This window comes from Pantoea sp. GW821-FHT03E06 (assembly GCF_059420725.1).
Genome location: NZ_JBWKUG010000003.1, coordinates 146581 through 166411 on the forward strand (window position 1 = coordinate 146581; position 19831 = coordinate 166411).

At 52.5% G+C, this 19831-nt stretch carries 21 protein-coding genes; 3 read left to right on the forward strand and 18 right to left on the reverse strand.

The window, feature by feature from the left end; translation table 11 throughout:
* Nucleotides 1-32: 32 nt before the first annotated feature.
* The 9 genes from AC07WB_RS23650 to dnaB-PI form a co-directional block, all read right to left on the reverse strand.
* Nucleotides 33-515, reverse strand: a complete 483-nt coding sequence (locus AC07WB_RS23650; RefSeq protein WP_494941538.1) for an STY4534 family ICE replication protein — start codon at nucleotides 513-515, stop codon at nucleotides 33-35.
* A 329-nt stretch (nucleotides 516-844) separates the two neighbouring features.
* Entirely contained in the window at nucleotides 845-2911 is a 2067-nt protein-coding gene (locus AC07WB_RS23655) for a DNA topoisomerase III (RefSeq protein WP_494941576.1), read from the reverse strand.
* 13 nt (nucleotides 2912-2924) lie between these two features.
* Entirely contained in the window at nucleotides 2925-3488 is a 564-nt protein-coding gene (locus tag AC07WB_RS23660) for a hypothetical protein (RefSeq protein WP_494941539.1), read from the reverse strand.
* Between the two features lies 1 nt (nucleotide 3489).
* Nucleotides 3490-4203: a PFL_4669 family integrating conjugative element protein gene (locus AC07WB_RS23665; RefSeq protein ID WP_494941540.1), complete on the reverse strand. Its 714-nt coding sequence runs from the start codon at nucleotides 4201-4203 to the stop codon at nucleotides 3490-3492.
* A 254-nt stretch (nucleotides 4204-4457) separates the two neighbouring features.
* Nucleotides 4458-5648, reverse strand: a complete 1191-nt coding sequence (locus AC07WB_RS23670) for an STY4528 family pathogenicity island replication protein (protein WP_494941541.1) — start codon at nucleotides 5646-5648, stop codon at nucleotides 4458-4460.
* A 76-nt stretch (nucleotides 5649-5724) separates the two neighbouring features.
* Nucleotides 5725-5973 (reverse strand): ParE family toxin-like protein, encoded by a 249-nt coding sequence (locus AC07WB_RS23675; RefSeq protein ID WP_494941542.1) that lies wholly within the window; start codon nucleotides 5971-5973, stop codon nucleotides 5725-5727.
* 45 nt (nucleotides 5974-6018) lie between these two features.
* Complete coding sequence (locus AC07WB_RS23680; RefSeq protein WP_494941543.1) at nucleotides 6019-6603, reverse strand: DUF2857 domain-containing protein; 585 nt, start codon at nucleotides 6601-6603, stop codon at nucleotides 6019-6021.
* A 3-nt stretch (nucleotides 6604-6606) separates the two neighbouring features.
* Nucleotides 6607-8160: a ParB family protein gene (locus tag AC07WB_RS23685; RefSeq protein WP_494941544.1), complete on the reverse strand. Its 1554-nt coding sequence runs from the start codon at nucleotides 8158-8160 to the stop codon at nucleotides 6607-6609.
* Complete coding sequence (dnaB-PI, locus tag AC07WB_RS23690) at nucleotides 8157-9545, reverse strand: SPI-7-type island replicative DNA helicase (RefSeq protein WP_494941545.1); 1389 nt, start codon at nucleotides 9543-9545, stop codon at nucleotides 8157-8159. Before dnaB-PI ends, AC07WB_RS23685 begins: the two co-directional genes overlap by 4 nt.
* Nucleotides 9546-10133: 588 nt before the next feature.
* On the opposite strand from dnaB-PI, the gene AC07WB_RS23695 reads away from it, so the two are divergent.
* The 3 genes from AC07WB_RS23695 to AC07WB_RS23705 are packed head-to-tail and all read left to right on the forward strand — an operon-like array spanning nucleotide 10134 to nucleotide 11547.
* Nucleotides 10134-10709, forward strand: a complete 576-nt coding sequence (locus tag AC07WB_RS23695) for a hypothetical protein (protein ID WP_494941546.1) — start codon at nucleotides 10134-10136, stop codon at nucleotides 10707-10709.
* A complete protein-coding gene (locus AC07WB_RS23700) occupies nucleotides 10691-11161 on the forward strand; it encodes a hypothetical protein (RefSeq protein ID WP_200539314.1) in 471 nt (156 codons plus the stop codon). The genes AC07WB_RS23695 and AC07WB_RS23700 overlap by 19 nt, the downstream gene beginning before the upstream one ends.
* Nucleotides 11161-11547 carry an acyl-CoA thioesterase gene (locus AC07WB_RS23705; RefSeq protein ID WP_494941547.1) on the forward strand — a complete coding sequence of 129 codons (387 nt, stop codon included), beginning with the start codon at nucleotides 11161-11163 and terminating at the stop codon, nucleotides 11545-11547. The genes AC07WB_RS23700 and AC07WB_RS23705 overlap by 1 nt, the downstream gene beginning before the upstream one ends.
* Before the next feature lie 32 nt (nucleotides 11548-11579).
* Here the strand turns inward: AC07WB_RS23705 and AC07WB_RS23710 are convergent, their stop codons facing one another.
* The 9 genes from AC07WB_RS23710 to AC07WB_RS23750 all read right to left on the reverse strand — a co-directional run bounded on the left by AC07WB_RS23710 (nucleotide 11580) and on the right by AC07WB_RS23750 (nucleotide 19792).
* Nucleotides 11580-13232, reverse strand: coding sequence for a TraI domain-containing protein (locus tag AC07WB_RS23710; RefSeq protein ID WP_494941548.1), 1653 nt, complete (start codon nucleotides 13230-13232; stop codon nucleotides 11580-11582).
* Nucleotides 13222-14739: a UvrD-helicase domain-containing protein gene (locus AC07WB_RS23715; protein ID WP_494941549.1), complete on the reverse strand. Its 1518-nt coding sequence runs from the start codon at nucleotides 14737-14739 to the stop codon at nucleotides 13222-13224. Before AC07WB_RS23715 ends, AC07WB_RS23710 begins: the two co-directional genes overlap by 11 nt.
* Nucleotides 14740-14855: 116 nt before the next feature.
* Complete coding sequence (locus tag AC07WB_RS23720) at nucleotides 14856-15536, reverse strand: N-6 DNA methylase (RefSeq protein WP_494941550.1); 681 nt, start codon at nucleotides 15534-15536, stop codon at nucleotides 14856-14858.
* 89 nt (nucleotides 15537-15625) lie between these two features.
* Complete coding sequence (locus AC07WB_RS23725) at nucleotides 15626-15937, reverse strand: DUF5983 family protein (RefSeq protein ID WP_494941551.1); 312 nt, start codon at nucleotides 15935-15937, stop codon at nucleotides 15626-15628.
* On the reverse strand, nucleotides 15934-16872 hold the full coding sequence (locus tag AC07WB_RS23730; RefSeq protein WP_494941552.1) for a DUF1281 domain-containing protein: 939 nt from the start codon (nucleotides 16870-16872) through the stop codon (nucleotides 15934-15936). The genes AC07WB_RS23725 and AC07WB_RS23730 overlap by 4 nt, the downstream gene beginning before the upstream one ends.
* 102 nt (nucleotides 16873-16974) lie before the next feature.
* Entirely contained in the window at nucleotides 16975-17961 is a 987-nt protein-coding gene (locus tag AC07WB_RS23735; RefSeq protein ID WP_494941553.1) for an ArdC family protein, read from the reverse strand.
* Nucleotides 17962-18035: 74 nt separating this feature from the next.
* Nucleotides 18036-18530 carry a hypothetical protein gene (locus AC07WB_RS23740; RefSeq protein WP_494941554.1) on the reverse strand — a complete coding sequence of 165 codons (495 nt, stop codon included), beginning with the start codon at nucleotides 18528-18530 and terminating at the stop codon, nucleotides 18036-18038.
* 173 nt (nucleotides 18531-18703) lie between these two features.
* A complete protein-coding gene (locus AC07WB_RS23745; RefSeq protein WP_494941555.1) occupies nucleotides 18704-19315 on the reverse strand; it encodes a hypothetical protein in 612 nt (203 codons plus the stop codon).
* Nucleotides 19316-19426: 111 nt separating this feature from the next.
* Nucleotides 19427-19792, reverse strand: coding sequence for a hypothetical protein (locus AC07WB_RS23750; protein WP_154182273.1), 366 nt, complete (start codon nucleotides 19790-19792; stop codon nucleotides 19427-19429).
* Between the last annotated feature and the right edge of the window lie 39 nt (nucleotides 19793-19831).

Consider the following 19831-nt stretch of genomic DNA (forward strand, 5'->3'; position numbering starts at 1 on the left):
CTGCTCAGAAAAGAGCAGGCTATGGTGAACAATCAGAATGAGTTTTCTGCGTAGGATTGCTGCTGGGAAGCGGCGCTCTGCGCATGCTGCGGTTCGGCGCGTTCAGTCTTGAAGACCATGTCCTGGCCTATCTTGACCCAGTCCACCTTGATCAGGCGGGCTTTCAGACTGACGCGACTTTCACCTGCGTGCTCACCATTTTTCAGCTGAAAAATGTCCGTTGATGGGTTGCTCAGAACAAAGCCAATCAGCACTTTCTTATCCTCATCCACCGCTTTCTGGCAGCGGTTTATGAGACTGCAGGCTTCTTTGCCGGCAACGGTGACGTCAAAACGCACATAAGAAGGGCTGTCGCTCAGACCTGACAGTGCGTTAATAACGCAGCTGATAAAGGTGCCGGACTGAGCGTTAACCTGGCGAACGTTGCTGAGATAGCCCAGTCCGTTGATGGTCAGGTTGAAGTAGTCTTTAGATTTACCGGTGTTACTGGCATTAGAGGTGTTGTTTACAGACATGATGTTTTCTCCATGGAGGTCAAATTTGGTTCGACGGAGAAAACTTCTGCCCGGACGGGAGAAGTATTCCCGTCGGGGAGTCAGAATCAGCTAAATTCTGACTGTCTTGATAGTTGAGTGTACCTTCATCGCCAGGCAGTAGGAGCCGTGATTGACGATATCTGCTTCCAAAGGCGGGCAGATTTACCACACTGATGTGTTCTCCCTTGCAGGCTACAGGAGTGTTATGTTCAGCCACCCGAAGGCGATTCTCTCAGGCTGGTGAATCATTGGTGGTCGTCAGAGACGACGGACAAGCACGTTTATTTTTAAGCCAAATTTCACAACTGTCAACCTTTCTGGCTCTGCAGATTTAGGGTAGCCGGCGCAGAAGCCGGACTTTTCCGGCCTTTACCAGTGCCCCGGCTTTTCCCCGCAGCCTGGCGTCGGGTTTTACGGTTTGTCTCACCAACAATTCCCTTACAGTCCGGGTACTTCACACAGCCCCAGAATTTACCTTCCTTACTCTTACGCTGATGGGTCTGTCCGCCACACAGCGGACAGACAGGGCCGACCGGAGCCGTGACCTTAAAGGCAGTGTCCCGCCCTTTTTCGATCAGATGCCGGGTCCACTGGCTTTGCTTTTGCATAAACTCACCGAGCCCGCTTTTTCCCTGGGCAATGTCATCCAGCGCCTGCTCCCACAGGGCCGTCATGCCCGGACTGGTCAGCGTCTCTGGCAAGGCAGCGATCAGTTCCCGCGCCATCTGCGTGGCAATGATGAATTTCCCTTTTTTCTCCAGGAAGCCCCGTTTAAACAGCGTCTCCAGTACGCCGCCGCGCGTTGCTTCCGTACCGAGCCCCGCGTTATCACGTAGCACCTTCCTGAGCTGGGGATCCGTGACCAGGCTGGCGGCGTTTTTCATGGCGGCAATAAGCGTTCCTTCCGTGTGGTGCGGCGGCGCTTTTGTCACATTATCTTTGACGTCTGCACCGGTGACGCTGCAGACGTTGCCCTGTTCCAGCACGGGCAGCTGCGCGGCGGACTCCTTATCACCCTCTTCCTCTTCAGCCAGCTCCCCACTGAACAGGGATTTCCACCCGGCATGAACCATCACGCGACCGCGCGTGCGGAAAAGCTGATTACCGATATTGAAGGTGGCATCCGTCACGTCGGATTCCTGCAGCGGCATAAACTGAGCCAGATAGTGCAGGCGGATAAGAGAGTAGACTTTGAGCTCTTTTGCGTTCAGCTTTGCTATGTCGAATGGCTGTCGCGTCGGAATAATGGCGTGGTGCGCAGTAATTTTCTTGTCGTTCCAGACGCGCGAGGTTAATGCGGTATCAAGTCGGGAAAGCTCGCTGCCGATAGCAGGATCAGAATGCTGTACAGCCTGGAGAACGTCACTGACCTCTTCCCGCATCGATACTGGCAGATAACCGCAGTCTGTTCGCGGATAGGTCGTCGCTTTGTGCGTTTCATACAGCGACTGGGCTATAGACAGCACCTCATTAGCGCCGAAACCCCATTTCCTGTTGCAGGCTTCCTGAAGATCGCCGAGGGAAAAACAAAGTGGTGCCGGCGTCTTAGCCCGCTTTTTCTCAACGGAAATCACGCTGCCGTTCCCGGTTTTCAGGCAGAGCTGCTGAACGGCCTGTGCAATCTGCTGATTTACGCACCGCTTTTCATCATCACAGTATTGGTCCGCAGCGACCCATTCAGCCTCAAAACGGACACCGTCTTTTTCAAGCTGCGCTCTGACTTTCCACCAGGACTTTGGTGTGAAGCCGGCAATTTCAAGATCCCGGTTAACCACTATAGCGAGCGTGGGCGTCTGCACCCTGCCCACGGAAAACACCTCCGATAACCCGGCTTCACCGGCCTTAAGGGTATAAAGCCGCGTCAGGTTCATCCCGATAAGCCAGTCCGCCCGCGAGCGACCAATACCTGCCTGATACAGTTTTTCGGTCTTGTCGCCTGACAGCATTTCACTGAGGGCTTTTTTGATGCTGGCCTCATCCAGCGCGGAAAGCCACAGCCGGCGCACGGCACCGGTGTAATTGCAGTAATCCATCAGCTCGCGCGCGATTACCTCACCTTCGCGATCGGCATCGGTGGCTATGACTACCTCACTGGCCTGTTTCAGCAGTTTTTTGATAACGCCAAACTGCTCGGCAGTGTCTTTCTTGACGGTCATCTGCCAGCGGTCCGGGATGATCGGCAGCACCTCCGTGCGCCACGGGCGACCAAACTGCACGCCATAGGTTTCGGGCGTGGCCGTTTCCAGCAGATGGCCTATTGCCCACGTGACCGTAATATTACCGCCGGTAATACACCCCTGGCCGCGCTGGCTGACGCCCAGCACGCGGGCAATATCTTTGGCCTGAGAGGGTTTTTCACATAGATAAAGCTGCATGCCGGCCTCCGTTTTAGCGTGCCTGACCAGAAGCAACCTGGCGGACCTGAGACATAACGTTGTTGAACGCGCTGCCGGTAAGGTGCGATGCCACGGGTGATTTGTATGTCACATATACCCGCGTACCGGAGCCGTTCTTTTCAAGCTCAATATCCATATGGTCGTTGTCACCCACATCGCTGCCCATACGATAGGAGCTCCCCGGAACCGCTTCCCAGACTGGATGAGCGTCCTCGATGGCAGCGGCACTCCAGCGGCTGTTACGATCTCTGGAACGAATACGTTCAATTTCATCCGCACTCACATAGCCGTAGTGGCGCTTTAATCGCGCGGCTGCCGTATCGATATCTACTGGCACACTGAACTGTTTACTGGCACTTTCCCCGCCAGATCCTGATGCTTTTGTCAGTACCGGCATACCGTTGCCGGAATCCATTGAATCCGAATCACTGCCGCGAAGAGTGTTACTGATACTGAAAGCGGTATCGCTGATATTTTTGTTGATGCTGGCAAAGTCAGTGCCGGCACAGCCGCTGAGAAGGGCGCAGATAACGCCCGAAGTAATCATCCGGTTCAAATTAATCGTCCTCTGAGGTAACGGCAGAAAGTGGAGAGAACGAAGAACGTTTTTTGCCTGACATAACGGCAGGATCGGGTTCCCCCAGTCGTTCTATGGCAGCCAGACCCCGCGCCGTTTTATGGCGGATATCCTCGTATGTCACCGGCACGGTCCGGTAGTTCTGAATCAACCCGTAGACGACACGTATCGCTTTACTCCCTTTTTGGAGGACATCATCGCGCTGTGAACGGGAGATCAGACCGTAATGGAATGCCCGGAAGGCTTTCAGCGCCAGCTGATCGTAATGCACTAACAGCCAGACACAGCGATAACCAAGGGGGGAACGGCTGAATACATCAAGGTTCAGCGGCTCGGAGGATGTAACTTCAGATAGGGTGATACCTGCCGGAATGGCGGCTGTAATGGTTGCTATCTTTTTGACTTGCCCTTCCACCTTCTGAGTCGCCAGCTTAATGGCCTCTTCAAGATTGACCAGCAACGCATCACCATAGGGGTTGCCGGCAGCTGCATCACGCCCGGCGAACCCTGCACGCGAAATCGCTTCCGGCATCCCCAGAATTTTGGGGCGTTTTTCAGCCTTTGATTTCTCATCTGATCGATTGCGCCCTTCCCAGAGCCTGATTGCATAATGCGAATGCAGCTCGACAGTCAGTGTGGATACTAATCCGCCAGCTCGCCGGGGCGTTGTTTGAGTGGTTGTCTGTTCGGCCATAGCTGTCTCCTGATTGGCAAAGGCTTTCGTAAGTTAAGTGGCGATCCTCATTCCTGAGAGGACCGTAAACAATTCGAAATCAGATATTCGAAACGTAAAATTTGTTCGCTGCTTATGACGCTTAATTAATGACCTCTGTTGCACCGCGCAACATTGCTCATTTTTTAACCTCTGTTGCACCGTGCAACACTGCTCGCTTTTTAACCTCTGTTGCACCGTGCAACACTGCTCGCTTTTGTGACTCCGCTGGGTGCCTAATCATTTCTCTGAGCTCCAACAGACATTCGAAGACTCTGAACGATTTCTCTTACGCGCTCTTCACTGCACGTCTGCCGGCTATCAGGACGAGAAGGCTTAAAAGGGCGCAGTTCAGGGCGCGGTGACGGGCTCATGTGATCAGGCACTTTTCGTACGTTTTCTGCAGGATAAAGCTCCCCCTGCCGGGCCTTTTTAAGCACCGTCAGCAACCAGCCAAGGGGGTTTTGCAGGCTGCCTTCACGCTGAGCACGAATAACATTCGACAGCACCAGGGCAGATCGCTCAGGCGACAGCGCCTGCAGCTGGCGATTAACCATGTCCCGGTCTGCTGGTTTCAGCAGTGAGGCGAAGCCATCTGGCAGGTAAACCGAACCGGTTACGTATGTTTTATCTGTATTATTAGTAAAACTACGTACGTAACTGTTCGGATTCCGAACCCGGTTGTCATTCCCGGTACTCTCACTGTGTTCGGAATCCGAACCGGGCTGCGGATCATGTTTTTTTAAGCTGAGTTCGGAATCCGAACCCGGCGAGCGGACTGTCTGCCCGGAGGCGGCACGGCGGATCAATTCTTCAGGACTTTGGGCTGAGCCCAGACGGGCCCCAATTATCTGGAGATGACTGCGATGATGGAGCATTGAGTGATCAAGCCGGATTTCACTGATGATTGTTTTTGCGGTAGCGCTGATGGTGCGGTTACTGCTCAGGCAGGCTTCAGCCACAGTTTTAAGCCAGTGTGGGTCGAACATTTCTGCATCAGCAAATGACAAAGGCTCATCATGCTGCGCATAAATATTTCCTCTTACCCTTCCCTTTTCATCTCTTACGCGTTTGCAGAGGCTGAGCCAGCCCGTGATGCGCAACATCAGAAGTATCCGGCTGATGGTCTCTTTGGATGCCCTGCCTTTACCCGGCGTTGCCAGCTGCAGCTGCAATTCTTCATAGGAAGGAAAAACGGCACCGTCATTGCTCAAAGCGTGCAGGCGGATAATTATCCAGCCCATTTTATCAAGCGGAGAGAGACGCTGATCGAGAAGCAACCGGCGCGGCATGGAATCATGAATGTTGCCCGTAAACAGCAGGCCTCCGCGGACAAAGCTGTTCTGTTCTTCCGGTAAACGCGCGGTCAGTCGATCAGTTAATTTTGTGACTGCCTGATGGATAAGGCTGTCATCCGGTAATGTCATTCTTCACCTTCTGAATACAAAAAAATGCTGAGCAATGTGCCGCTAAAGGCTCATCGCTCAGCATTCTGACTACGCTTCAGTTACGCATAGCCGTGTTATAGCGCTCATGGTTCATCATCTCCCAGGTGCGCCCTTCATCGCGGCTGAGCAGTCGCCAGAACGGCCCGAGATCAATCTTGTAATAGCCCGTACGGTTTTCATTCAGGCGCTTATAGTTACGCTCTCCGTGCCAGAATCCTCGCACCGCGCTAGCCGCTTTTTTAGACAATGACGCCGGAACAGTCTCCGGAGCTTTCAGGCCCGGGATGATCTCTTTAAATCGCATTTTGACTCCTTCTGATTACAGTGAATGCTCTCCTCCGGTTAACAGTCATGCTCTTCTCCGCGTGGCCGCTGTCAGATTTTCACTTTCCCACCTCAGAACCGTGTTCCAGACTGCAGTCAGAGAAATATCCATCTGTTCAGCGGCAAGCAGCATCAAATCAAGCCCTTCATCCGTTTCGCTGCGAAGTGTTTTACAATCATTTGCTGCCCAGATTTCCCACAGTTCCGTACTCTGTTCATCGCTAAGGACGCTTCCACGACCTGCACGAATTTTTATTCCGGCGATCCTGCGACGCGCCGCCACGTCATTACTCATCAGCCCGAAAAAATGCTCCATGAGTTTGATTGAGCCGCCCAGAGCAAGCGCCCGGTCGATACGTTGTTTTCGCGTATGCTCAAGTCGCGCCTGTATGACCAGCCGGGCAAGGTTGTCCTGGTTTATGGCAAACGTCAGCACGGATACTTCGCTGTTGATGATGTAGTGAATGTCTTCCACGGTCATGTCCCTGAGCATGGCGATGTCGTCGGAGTTCAGGCCCATTTTGTCGCAGCGGCGTATAAAACCGTTCTTCAGCTCCATGACCAGATCGAGCAGGAAACCGTTAGCGGCGCGTGAGAGGTTGGTGTTCATCGTTTACCCTTCATTGACAGGAACAACAGGCGCAGCATTTAAACGCTGCAGTTCTCGTAGGCGACGAAGGATCCTGATAAGTCGGAAGAGGGTCAGGGTCTGCTCGTCATTAAATAGCGGTGAGGCTGATTCGGAGGACCCGATCAGCAAAACAGTCGAAAGGCTTACGTCTTCGGCGAAATGAGATGCGCCGGTAAGCGAGGCCAGAAAGATAGCCACATCAGATGCGTTACTGGCAGAAACCATCCGGAAACCCGGTGAGGTTTCACTGTCACAGGCTGGTTCAAGATCATCGCCACAACCATGGGCGCTGGCAATTTCCCAGCTCAGGCGCCACGAGAGGTTCTGTAGATGGTCGATGTCGTCCTGGAGAGCATTTACGTGCCACAGCGAGTCTGTTACGGCGTGTTCCTGTGGCTCAGCAACTTCAGCCGGGTCTTTTACGAGGGATGGCTGTATATCTGGTTGAGCACAGGAAGAATCCGGGGTGACGCTGGCCTGGTCAGAAGGCTCCTGACAACCGTTTCGCTTTTCGGTGCGTGCCTGATGATCATGATTTTGAAAATCAGGCGTATTATCGTCAAAACTCTGGTCAGGCTCAGACTGCTGCAGTTCAGTCTCGATTGGAATTTCATGGCCAGCTTCCTGTGATTCTGCTTCCGGCACAGTTTCATTCGCTGTATCGAGCAGGGAGTATTTTTCCGGATCTAAGGCGTCAGGTTTGGAGTTGCCTTTTAACTCAAGTAGCCAGCCATCGTAGTTGAGCTCTTCACAGGGAAATGCTTGCGTAAGATCGCCGATTAACTCATCTCTGAACATCTCAAGAGACCACAGTTCTGGATCGTCAAATTTGCTGCAGCACATGCCAAATACCTGGGTAAAATCTGTATCAGTTTCAATAAAATTTTCTGCCTGATACTTTTCCCAGACTGATTCAGCGCTTTTACGAAGCTTGAGCAGATGCCGAAGTTCCTGCCCGCCAAACCCCGAGCGCAGAAGTTCAGGCATCCACGGATAAAGATGTCTGATGACATCTTCCATACGACAGACGCTGGAATAATGGACGGGTAGCCCGTTCTCTGTCAGTGCAGATGCCAGTTCCCGCAGCGAAACTTTTGTCCCTCTCTCTTCTTCAAGCAACTGCTTGGCATCCTGAACCGAGAGGGCTTTATCAATGAACGTCAGCTGTCCGTGCGTTTCATTTTCTGCCAGGTGCCCCGTCAGGCACTGAAAGCGGCCTGCCCAGGGTTTCACCACGCAGGTCATTCGGTAAAAACGCGTATCTCCGGTTTCGTCCCACAGCTCACGCATAATGGCATAACGCGTATTCCCGCCATCGCTGAAGGTCCAGATCCCTTCAGGGAGTCGCGGATCGCGGGTGACAAGAGGCACGGAGTCGAGACCGCGCGCGCGAATAGACGCTTTAATATCATCGTAACGAGGATTTAGGGTTTTTCGTGGATTATCGGGATTAGCGCACAATTGATCCAAAGTGAACACATGTGCGATGTTTTCTCCCTCTGACAATGCGCTTATAACCTGCTGATCCTTCTTCACTGTGCTGGCCTCCGGTAGTCATACCCCAGGTCATATCCCCCTTCCGGGTATTCACTGAAGAGAGTACATCTGCCGTCAAACTGAGTTTTGATAGTGCCGGTCGGCCCCTGCCGCTGTTTACTGATAATGATTTCGGCCTGACCGGGATGTGCGGTATCGGCGTGGTACACCTCATCGCGATAAATAAACGCAATCAGATCGGCATCCTGTTCGAGCGCCCCTGAATCACGAAGATCGCCATTGTTGGGCCGCTTATCCGCGCGTTGCTCAACCTGGCGGTTGAGCTGTGACAGTGCAAGGACGGGGCACCCCAGTTCTTTACCCAGCGCTTTAAGAGAGCGGGATATCTCAGCGATTTCCTGCGTGCGGTTTTCCATGTCCGGACAGCGCATCAGCTGAAGATAATCCACCATAATGAGAGAGGGTTTGCCGTATTTTCGGACGTATCTACGGGCGCGAGTACGAAGGGTAGCCGGTGTCTGATTGCTGTTATCATCAATGATCAACCTCTGGCGCCAGTCCGCTATTTCCTGTGCACCCATGCTTATCCTGCTCCAGTCTTCGTCACTGAGATTACCGCTGCGCAGGCTGTTTAGCTCTACCCTGCTGCGCATCGACAGCATCCGCATGGTCAACTGGTCGGTGGGCATTTCAATGCTGAAAATGATTACGTTCTCGTCCGGTCGGCTCAGCAAAGCACCGATGCCCCAGCTGAGTGCCAGGGAGGTTTTACCCATGGAGGGACGCGCGGCGAGTATGATTAAATCACCGGGCTGCAGTCCACACGTCATAAAATCAAACTCAGTCATCCCGGTCGGCGTTCCCGTAATTCCGTTGTCTGCGGCAGTGGCCACTTCCAGCTTGCTCAGCAGCTGATCCAGCGCCTGCATGATTTCCGTTTCGCACTCGTTTGCATGCTGTCCCTGCTCACTCAACCGGAAAAGCGCATCTTCAGCGTGGGCGGCAACATTAAGGGAATTAAGCCTGCTACTGCCAATATCTGCCAGAAGAGAGTTACCAATGATCTGTAGTTGTCTGAGCCGGCTCTTTTCGAGAACAATTCCGGCATAGGAGAGGATATTTGCCGCCGAAGGGGTGTTTTTGCTGAGTTCGGCAAGATAAGCAAAACCGCCAGCCGTTTCGAGCCGGCCTTCGCTTTCCAGCATTTCACTGAGGGTGATAAGGTCAAAAGGCTGTAATCGGGACGACAGCCCACTCATGGCTCTAAATATCGCCCGATGGGCGCCAACGAAGAAATCGTCTCCGGTAAGCAGGAGATTGACATCGTCCCATCGTTCATTATCGAGCATCAGCGCACCCAACACGCACTGCTCTGCGTCGGTATGGTAAGGAATACTTTCTGTTACTAATGGTTTTTCAGGCATGAGATGATCCCTCCACGAATAAACGTGGATTAGCATTCGTTTGATATTTGAGGTGCTAGCTGTTAACTGACTGAGCCGCTAACTCTTCTGTATAGATGTCCAGATAACGATCAATGAGACCCTGAACAAGTTTTGAAGCGCTCACCACCCGGCCTGAAGACTGAGTGAGCCTGACGGCACAGCTTTCAGTTTTCATACGTCTGACTGGACCTATGTAAACGATTGGTGCAGGGTTCTGGGCATCAGTTACTGAGGGCATAGTCTCTCCGGCTTAAGTCAAAGTGTGGATTTCTTCTTAACTCAAAATTATTAATTTCAGGCCTACTGTTCTGGCCCCTCATTGATCCCGAATGCTCAGCAGCAACACTTATCATGCAAGTAGCGAAAATTTGACCCGACTTATGAAAATCGTGCCAGCGCTGATGAAAGAGTATGAAATTCTTTAACGTTTTATTTATAAAGTCTTTAAATATTACCATCACTTAAAACTTTGGTGCAAATATTTCCCATTTAGTGGTATTTATTCCCACGCCGAAAGCTAACTTTTCCTTTAGAATCATGTGTATTGTTTTCGCCCAGGACGTGCACATGCTTGACACAATTGAGAAGAGGCTGAAATGTTGCCGCGCGGCAACCGGAACGTCGCCTCAGGAAGTGGTGAACTACGTTCAGCAGAAGAATACTGACCTTTCCTACACGACTTACACCCGCTGGGAGTCTGGCGGTTCGGTACCGCCGCGACGCATTGATGTGATCAATCTGATTGCAGGCTTTTTCAGCGAGAGCGGTCTGAAGGTTGAAGGTGACTGGATCATGACGGGTGCGGGATTTCCGCCGCAGTTCACTGAATACACCCAGCTCGATGAAGATACTCTTTTCATACTGGCCAGCCGCCAGTTACCCGACGTTGAACTCATCCAGGTTGGCGGTACATACGGCGAGCCTTATATAAGTTTCGGAGAGTTCTGTATTGTATCCAATGAGCGAACTCTGGACCCTAATAATAACAAGCTATGCCATGTAAGGCACAAAAACGGCTTGATAATTGGGGTGGTCAAAATAGTTGACGAGGATAACGTCACTATTGAAGGTGTAAAAAGCACGGCCATTAAGAAAGAAGATATTCTCGAGTGCCGGAGAGTGAAGTGGATCCAAAAGAGGTAAAGCTAAATTTTCATCGCTGCAGTACTGAGGTCATAAACTTCCTGAACAAGCTGGAAAAAACGACCTATATATCCACGTTGCTGATTGAAAACAACACTATTTCAGCCCATCAAAGCAATGGTTATGCGGACTGGGATAACAAGTTTTATTACGATGGGAAATACAAAGACAGCCTTCTCATTAAAATTGGTATTGAGCTGACAAAAATCAAAAAAGGGGACGTCAGTACAGTGGTCTGGGATGACGCTCTCCGCAATGACAAAAATAATGTCATTGATGAACAGCGCCGGCAGCACAACATTTATCACGGCATCAGCTTTATTTATGGAATTGAAAATGAGTTGAGTATGGCACTCAACATCTGTACCGGGGCTGACACCTCGCAAAAGGAATTTGAAAATCTGATACTGCCAATGCGGTTTGCACTGCTGAACTATTTTAAGGACTTATGATGTTTACCAAAACCTATTCCGTAGACGAAAAGCACGTTGATTTCCAGGGCGTTGTGGATGGACTGTATTATCCCTTCTACATGGAGTGGACGCGCCACGCCTTTATGAAAGAGGAACTGGGCCTGGATCTGGAACAGGAGTTCGCTGAAGGACGCCTTCACATGATCCTTGAATACACTATGCGCTTTAAAAAGAGCCTGCATAAAGGGGATGAAATGCAGGTTACATGCGCCCTCCAGGCAAATGAGAAGCGCAGCCGCGTCAATTTTATCCAGCAAATACTGGTTAACGATATCGTGTATGCAGAAGCGATATTCACCGCTACGTGTATCGCCAACGGCAGGCCGGATATACCTGAAGTAGTTAAGAATGCTATTTCAGCCTGAATTATCTGAGGGAGCCCTGCCGGGTTCCCTTGTCAGTTTTCAATCAGAATATATCGGCTGTCCTTTACCTTATCCTTTCCTGCCTGATAAAATAATGAGAGGCGCACTAAATATCCACTCCGCTTCTGATATTTACCTTCCATCCCTTCAGATTCATATATTCGCACTCTAAAAAAACGCTTATCGTTACGCATATGCAATACTCCATTCTTTTCAAATGACGCCTGAACAGCCCTACGATCATTATCAATTCCTGTTGCCTCGATGAATTTAAAAACTGCACCCGGCAGAGAAACAAACATAAACCCACTCACTGCATGAAGCAGACTGTCTTTTTCATTTACGCTGAGCGAATCATTATTAACTGACTCTTTAAGCCATAATAAATATTGTTCCCCAAGATTATCTACCTCACTGCTTTCATGTCCAGAGAGAGCAACGGAATTTTCCGACGCAACTTTTTCTTTATTGGTTTGTTCCAGCATTGAATCAATGACAGGCAATGTCTCCTGCGCCTTTTCATCGGGTATAGGTTCTAGGCTTTCATCCGGGACCGCAATTACCTGTTCATTCATATCCTGTACAGGAAAACACTCATCTGCTGGAGCCGTAACTGCTCTATCCGCCTGTTCATCCACATCGGTGCCCGCCGGTTCAGCTGCAGAAAACATGCTGAGAAGCACGGTCGTATCATCATCAGCCGCATTTGTAGCCACTGGCTGCTCAGTTACTGCGCCGCAGTTTTCTGAAAGTGCTGAGGGCAAAGACCCGGTTTCATCATCCGCAGTTAATGGAGGTTCTGCGTTCATTGGTGCGAGGCCGGAGGCCAGATTCTCTGCACTTTCCGACCCGATACCGGCGAGTGCAGAGGCAGCACTGATGATATCGCCAGGGAAAGCCATTGCCGGCATCCCCGGATCCGGCATCAGCTCCGGAGCGGCCATTGCAGGCAAGCCCGTCTGTGCAGAACCGGCGGGCGAACCGCTGATGCTCCGCGCTTTGTCGAGAATTTCTTTGATGAGCGGCATGACCGCCGCATCCCCGCCGGCCAGAGAAGCCATCACCCGCATGGCCTGGCGATCGCCGCAGAGCCAGGTGACCCCGTCATCAGGCAACAGCCTGGCGGCCATCATTGCCGCCGTACCGGAGTCAGCTGCATTGCTTATCCGGAATCGATAGGGTGCACCCGGCGCTGACATACCGGGGATCCAGCATTGTCCGTCCAGTAATTCACCTTCAATCCTCGTCAGCTGTGGCAGATGCGCGGTAAGCGCTGACCAGAAAACAACCGCATTCCAGAGCGTGTTTTTAGCGGCCTGTTCCTCAGGTGCCGCGCCTGGAGGAAACATATTGCCTTTCGCCAGCCTGACGCTGCAGGCGGTAAATTTCAGGGTGAGATCTATGTATCCGCCCTCTTTACTCCATTCACCTTCAGCGCTGGCCGGCACGTTTTGTACGCCCTCAGCGAGTCTTTTCAGCGGTGCCAGGTAAAGCCGGTTATAAATATCTTCAGGCAAAGACGTATTATCCCAGATTTGCCTGAGAAGGAGCTTACGATGCGGGGAAGAAAGCAGCTCTGCGGCTGAATGTGGCACGAAATATCCGGGCGGAACCTTACCGCCAGCCTGCGCTGGCTTAGCCGCGGTTTGCCCCCCGGATATCATGGTTATGAGCTTACTGAACATTCTGGCTCCCTGATAATTCAACTTCATTGCTGATATTAAGCGCAGCGTCTGCGCTCTCTGAGTCCTTTCCGCCCGGCGTTTCAGAGTCTGCGCTCAGTGCATAGAGGCAGCCGGTCACGATGCAGACCAGCTCATTCGGCACCAGAATTTTGCGCGCACGCGTCACCGATACGTACAGAAGATTCAGCTCATCTTCTTTTTCGCGCGGGTTAAGAAGGGGATCGGTAATATCAACAAAATCGTCGTTGATTTTGACCGTGATCCACTCAAGCCCTTTACTGCGGTGCGCCGTAACGACCGTCACATCAGCATCGCTTTCGCGCGTCACCGCCTGCTTTTTTAACACGGCCAGCAGCATTGGCAGTGGAAAGTACATGTCCAGCAATCGTACACCCTGCCCCATTTCCGGATCCTTTGTGGCTTTGGCAATGGTTCGGTATTCTTCAAAGTCACGATAATCACGCGTTAGCTGCGGCGACTGAATGCGATCGGGCATATCGACCGAAAGCCAGTACAAATCTTCCAGTTCACCAATGCGGTAGCCCTCCATGCCGCCGACCCAGTACACCTTTTTATCCGTCAGGCTCTCCACCAGGGCTGAGCCAATTACGCCCGCTACCGTCCGGCTGATAACGCAGCAGTGTGCGGTTCCGGCGGGCAGTTCGGGTACTACCTGGTCCTCACCGCCAAGGCCGCAAATCCGGCGGGTTTCCCCCGCCTCGGCAAGCAGGGTATTCGCAACGTCTGCGACCGCCGGACCAAACCGGAAGCTGTTCGTCAGCCACAGCCTGTCTGCAGTCTCCAGCTGCGGGGAAACGAGAGCGTTTTCCGCCCCCCTGAAGCGATATATCTGCTGATAACGATCGCCGACAAGGATGATGCGACAGTGCTGGCTGAGAACAAACTGACTGGTCACCGGATTCGCATCCTGCGCTTCATCGAAAAGGATCACGTCCCATTTCTTATTCAGCTCCGGCACTGACAGCTGATAAAGTTTAAGATAGGTGTCATGCGTCACCGGAAAATGTGAATCTATCCGGGTCATTTCGTGCCATATGACCTGTGCAGCTCCGAGTATTTTCCCCGCGTCCAGTCCGCCCCGATCGTTTTCATCGGGCAGATGCAGAAATGAGATTTCTCCGTCGGCGCTGTACAGAAAGGTGTTAAGCGTGCTCAGCGCAGTCCGTGCCAGCAGCCAGTGACGGGTGTTGAGCAGCCGCGCAATATCCGTTACGCGAAGAGACGTGGTTAGCCGCGCCTGGAAGTGCCGCCCGAACGTCGGCCATGCCAGTTGATGAAACGTTCTGCACTCGACGTTAAAAGGAAAACGACGCTCAGACTCCTCCCTGATCGCCCGATTGTAGGCGATATAAAGCATCCGCTCCGTGGGGTTTGCCAGTGCGTAGGCTTCAAGCGTGGACGTTTTGCCCGTACCGGCAAATGCCGTAACGACAAGTTTCCTGCCTTTCCAGGCGATGATCTGTGCCTGCTCCTGCGTGGGTTGCATGTAATCAGTACCTCCGTCAGCGTCAAGCCATGAACCATGCCCTGCCGGGGAGGCGGTATCCACCGCAAACTCTATACTGACCCGCAAAAAAAAACGCCTCCGGAGAGGCGTTATGGTCAGGCTGCGCGTTGCTCTGCGCTGCCGAGTTTTGCTGCCCACCTGGCGGTGTAGTGCAGCGGGGTGTAAAGCGTGCGACGCCGCTCAAGCGTCAGCGCGTTTCCGGTCACAACCTCTGCCGCAATGCCGCAGAGCGAGAGCTGTATATAGGACATATTGGCGGCCAGCGGATCTACGTCCGTCACCGACACCCACAGCTGTTCTGAGACCGTGTAACCGCGCTGAGCAAACTCTTCAGCGAAGGCGATGACCATGCAACCTGCACCGCTCGCCGGCTCCTGCAGGGTAATGAAGTCTTTTCCCTGCATCAGCGCATCGATACCGGAAAGCTGCACTGATGCCATCATTCGCGATACGTCCCACGGCGTGAAAAACTGGCCGCGATACTTATCTCCCAGCTCAAGCTCCATAAAAACGCTGCCGAGAAAATCACAACGTTCCTGATAGAGCGCCATCACGACGTGACCCAGTAACTCAGCCATCCGGGTGACGTCTTCCTTCTCGTAGCCGGCTATTATGTTGAGATACTGCTTTTCCAGCTCTGCATCGTGCGCAACGCCGTTGTGCAGCGCAATGGCCGCGCAGCTGACGAAGTCCTCAAACACCTTGTGCTGGTGATGATAACGGGCCGTGATGTTGAAAATCTTAAGGAATGCGCGGCGATGGTTGATAAAAGTCATGCGTGTTCTCCATAAAAAAAGGGGAACACGCCCCTAAGGAGGTGTTCCCCTCAGGGTGTGAGGCAAGCCTTACGGCCCGCCTTTTTTGGTTACCAGCTGTACGTGGTGAATCCTTCCGCCTCCGGAGCCCCTGATTCAAAAATCAGGATTTCCACGGCATCCGAACGCATCAGTGAAGCGATCACGCGGCGGGCTTCTTTCGATAGCCCGGCTTCCTTCAGCCGCAGAACCGACGCGGTACACGCGGTTAACCGCAGAAGATAGCCCCCGCCGATATAGTGGACCCACTCACCGTTACCGACTTCACGAGTCGTGATTTCATCCAGCAGCGCATTGTCTTCTGCGCTGAGGTGAGCCGTCGAAATAACGCGGCAGCGAAGGTACTCACTGTTGCCGCTCATACCTGTGCCGCCTGATGAACGGATATTGCACTTTCTGGTTCATGAGGTTCAACGACCGGCACCAGATGAAGTCCGGGCCTGCCGTCGTCCAGCTCGTCAATAATCGCCTCAGCACTGCAGACGTGCTCGCCCCGATCGTAACAGTCATAACCATCAAGATCGTGAACCGGCTCGCTGTACCAGTGACGAATTTCACAGTCAAAGGTAGATGACAGTGCCGCGATGACCTCTGCTGCTGGCGGGAACCAGGCGGAATCAAACGCAAGCTTTATGCTGCTGACGCCATCACGTTCCCAGCTGACATTGTGACCTGCCGGCCACTCCATACCGTACTGTCGGCAATAGAGGCTGCAGGACGTAGACGTCCCGGACAGGAGTCCGCCACTTCCGTTCAGTTCGGCAGCCAGCCGGCTCGGGATTATCTGCAGCATATCGCAGGGTTGAGCCCTGTCAGGAAGCTGACTCAGTCGCTCCCAGCACTGACCCGGATCGATTTCCCGGGAAAGCGTGGCAATACCAAACCAGTCTGCATAGCGTTCCTCAATGAGTCGCGCGATATGTCTGCGTGAAACGTCCGGAATACTGTCCCAGCGGATCGCGTCGATACCCGACTGATGGTAAAGCCGCTCAATTTTGCGCAGATGCTCCCCGTCAAGCGGTACGTCATTGCGCAGTAAACCGAGCCACTGATCAAACGCCAAGTTGGCTGGTGTGCCCTGTCCCGTTCCGCTCTGCATTAATCCGGGAAACGGCGGAAAAAACTCCGTTTTAACCGGGCGTAGCAGGCCGCCACACCCCGCCAGAAACAGCTTTATGCTGCGCATGACGGCGTGACGGTAAAGCGGTACGGCTTCACCGCTGATCCACTCCTCCATGATGCTGATGAGCGCGGATTTGCCGGTGATTTCTAAACGGTTATGGCACCAGTCTGACATGGTTAATTCCTCTTCTTTCAAAAAAAAGAGGGCACTGTCCCGTGAGGAACAATGCCCTCACGGGACGGCAACGCGTTTACTTAACGATGCCGGGTTGGTGTGTTATGCAGCTTCAGCCGCACGTTGATCTAACTGCAGTAAAAACTCTGACGCTTCTCTCGCGTGCCGGCAGGCACGAAAGAGTGCTTTTTTGTCCGACTTCAGTACCTCAAGCCACGATTTTATGTAGCTGTCGTGCTGAACATCGCCAAACACACCGAGCTGGGCGCAGAGAAACGCGCTGCCCATCTCCGCTATCAGCTCCTCAAACGCATACACCGGATCGCCGAACGTTTTCGACGGTTTGGTTATGCCTTCGCGGTTAAGTCGTGACTCATGGCCGGTGGCGTGTACAACTTCATGCAGCAGCGTGCTGAAGTAGTCGGCGTGGGTAAAAAACTGTTCAGCCTTCGGCATCAGTATGGAATCAGTGTGCCTGGCGTAACAGGCCCGGTTCTGTAATCTGAACTCAACCTTAACGCCCGCCATATGCACAATCTCACATATCCGTTTTTCCGTCGGCCAGTCGATCGTGCCGGGGTATTCAGCTACGGGAGACTCATGCGGTACAGCCGCAACACTGTCCGGTAAACCGTCACACTGCCCGACATTAAACAGGAAGTTAGGCTTGATCATGGCCCGCGATTCCATCAGCGGCTTACCGTCGGAATCAAACAGCTTGTTTCCGCTGGCATCCTCAGCCTGCTTTTCAAAAGGTCTGAAGATAATGGCCTCTGATGACGTTTCACCTTTGCGAACCTGACCGCCCAGCTCCTGCGCCTGACGATACGTTACCCAGCGTTCGGTGCTGTACCCATTTTCCTCTGCGGCCAGCCATAACAGCAGCACGTTTACGCCGCTGTAAGGCTTACCGGTTGAGGCATTAACCGGTAACGGACCCGCTGCGGCGTAGCGGCCAGTAGTGCGCCACGGTTTTTTCCATGGCGCCACGCCGTTCTCCAGTGCCTCAACGATACGGTCAGTGACCTTCTGGTACAGATCGACGCTCTCAGTTTTCTTCGTGCGACGGGTTTTGGTTGGTTTAGTCATGGGATGTTCCTTAAATGAAAAAAGGGCGCATCCCTCCCCTGACGGGCGAGAAATACGCCCATCAGGGGAAGTGGTTAACGCACCGGAGAAATAATCTTTCCGTCGGCGGTTATGCTGTTCAGCCGCAACCGGAGTTGCCGCCTTGAATAATAGAAAGCGTGGCGGTCATGCCGCTTACTGCCAGTAAACATTGCTTCTTCAAGCATTGAAGCTGCCGAACCGAACCACCGGGCCCGCTCTTCGTCGCAGCTGCAGTCACAAAAATCCGAAGTCCTCATCAGGTCGATCCGTTCACGGAACAGCGCGAGTTTACGCTGACTGAGCCAGCTGATGGTTTTGCGCTTCAGCTGATAGGGTGAATGGACAGACAGAACAACCACCCTGTCTGCCGGCGTTATGGGACTGAAAAAGGCCGGGTCATCTACAGTCAGATCGAACGTCTCAGAGAACTGACCAAAATTCAGTTCTACCTGCACGCCCGGATCGGTACTCCCGCCGCTGTATTCAAGGGCATAAATGCGCTCTTTGCGGTAGAAAAGCTGACCGGGTAATCCGTTCCTGAACTCCATGAACAAACCTTCCTGCGAACAGATAACAAGCCTGACTGACATAGCCTGATGGTAAGTTTCATGAAACAGCTGCGCGAGCGCGTCACTGTTGAAAGTAAATATAGGATCACCTGCTGTAATAGCGGGATCTGTCTCCTTCCGGAGAGCAAATCCCGGAAGGATGGTTATACAGGTCAGCTGTTGTGCTGCTGAGCAAGCCAGAACTCAATGCCTGATATGGCTTCCCACTCTTCAGTGGTGACCTGCTTGCCGGGACCGGAGGTTTTTACCAGCAGCAGGTGTTCAATTGCACCGGGTATAACAAACGATGCAGGTATGTTTTCAGGTGCTTTGGTAAACATATCCATATTCCATGCCAGCCATCGCTGCGCGAAATGCCAGCTTTGCGGACAGGAACTGGTTATGTGATAGCTTTCTGGGCATAGGTTATGCAGAAGAACCAGCACGATGCGCACGAATAAATCCTGTTTGCATCGCTGGCTCTCCACTTTACGGTATGGCCGAAAATTATCCGAAAGCGTCTGCCTGAGGTAGAACGGATTCAGGCAGTAGCCTTCGCCGTCCTTATGGTTGAACGTGACCGAACCCTCTTCGTCAAAAAGTTCTGACGCGCGGTTCATGTCAAAACCCAGCTGCTTATAAGGCCGGAGCTGAGCGGGAAGAAGCCAGAAGGCTTCTTTAACTGCGTCGGTAAATCTGAACCACTGTTCATCATTTATGGCCGCTCCCTGTTCTAACTGGTAAACGCCCGGAAGGACCAGAGTCTCGGTTGGTGTATGTGTCATGGTAAATCTCCATTAAAAAGGGATTTACCGCCCACAGGGAGGTAAATCCCCGTTGGGTTAAGTTGGTCTGTCCGGAGAGTAAATCCCGGAAGGAGGGTTAAGGTTTTTACCCTAAATGGTCATTAAAAAATCTGTGTCATCGCATGCAGCCACAGCTTTGTTATAACGATATTCCCAGCGGCCCTCTTCAATTGAACGGTTCCAGTGGTATTCGTAGATATCCGCCGCTATCAGGTGAAGATTTTCCTGCACCTCCAGCGCGAGCGCTGAGCAGGTTGCTGTTTCTCCCCGGATAGTGGCCTCTTCAAATTCACCGAGTTGCTTACCTGCGTACTCAAGAGCGTTGTGTATAAGGCTCATACACTCTGGATCTGCATAGTAATCACACTCGATATTCTCAAGCGCACGGATCCCGACGAGTTCGCTTTCAAGCTGAAGCATGAAGCTGAGTACATCATTTGGTGTAGAGAATCGCATCGGTATATCTCCTCAGGGAGGGATACCGGCTGGAGGTGG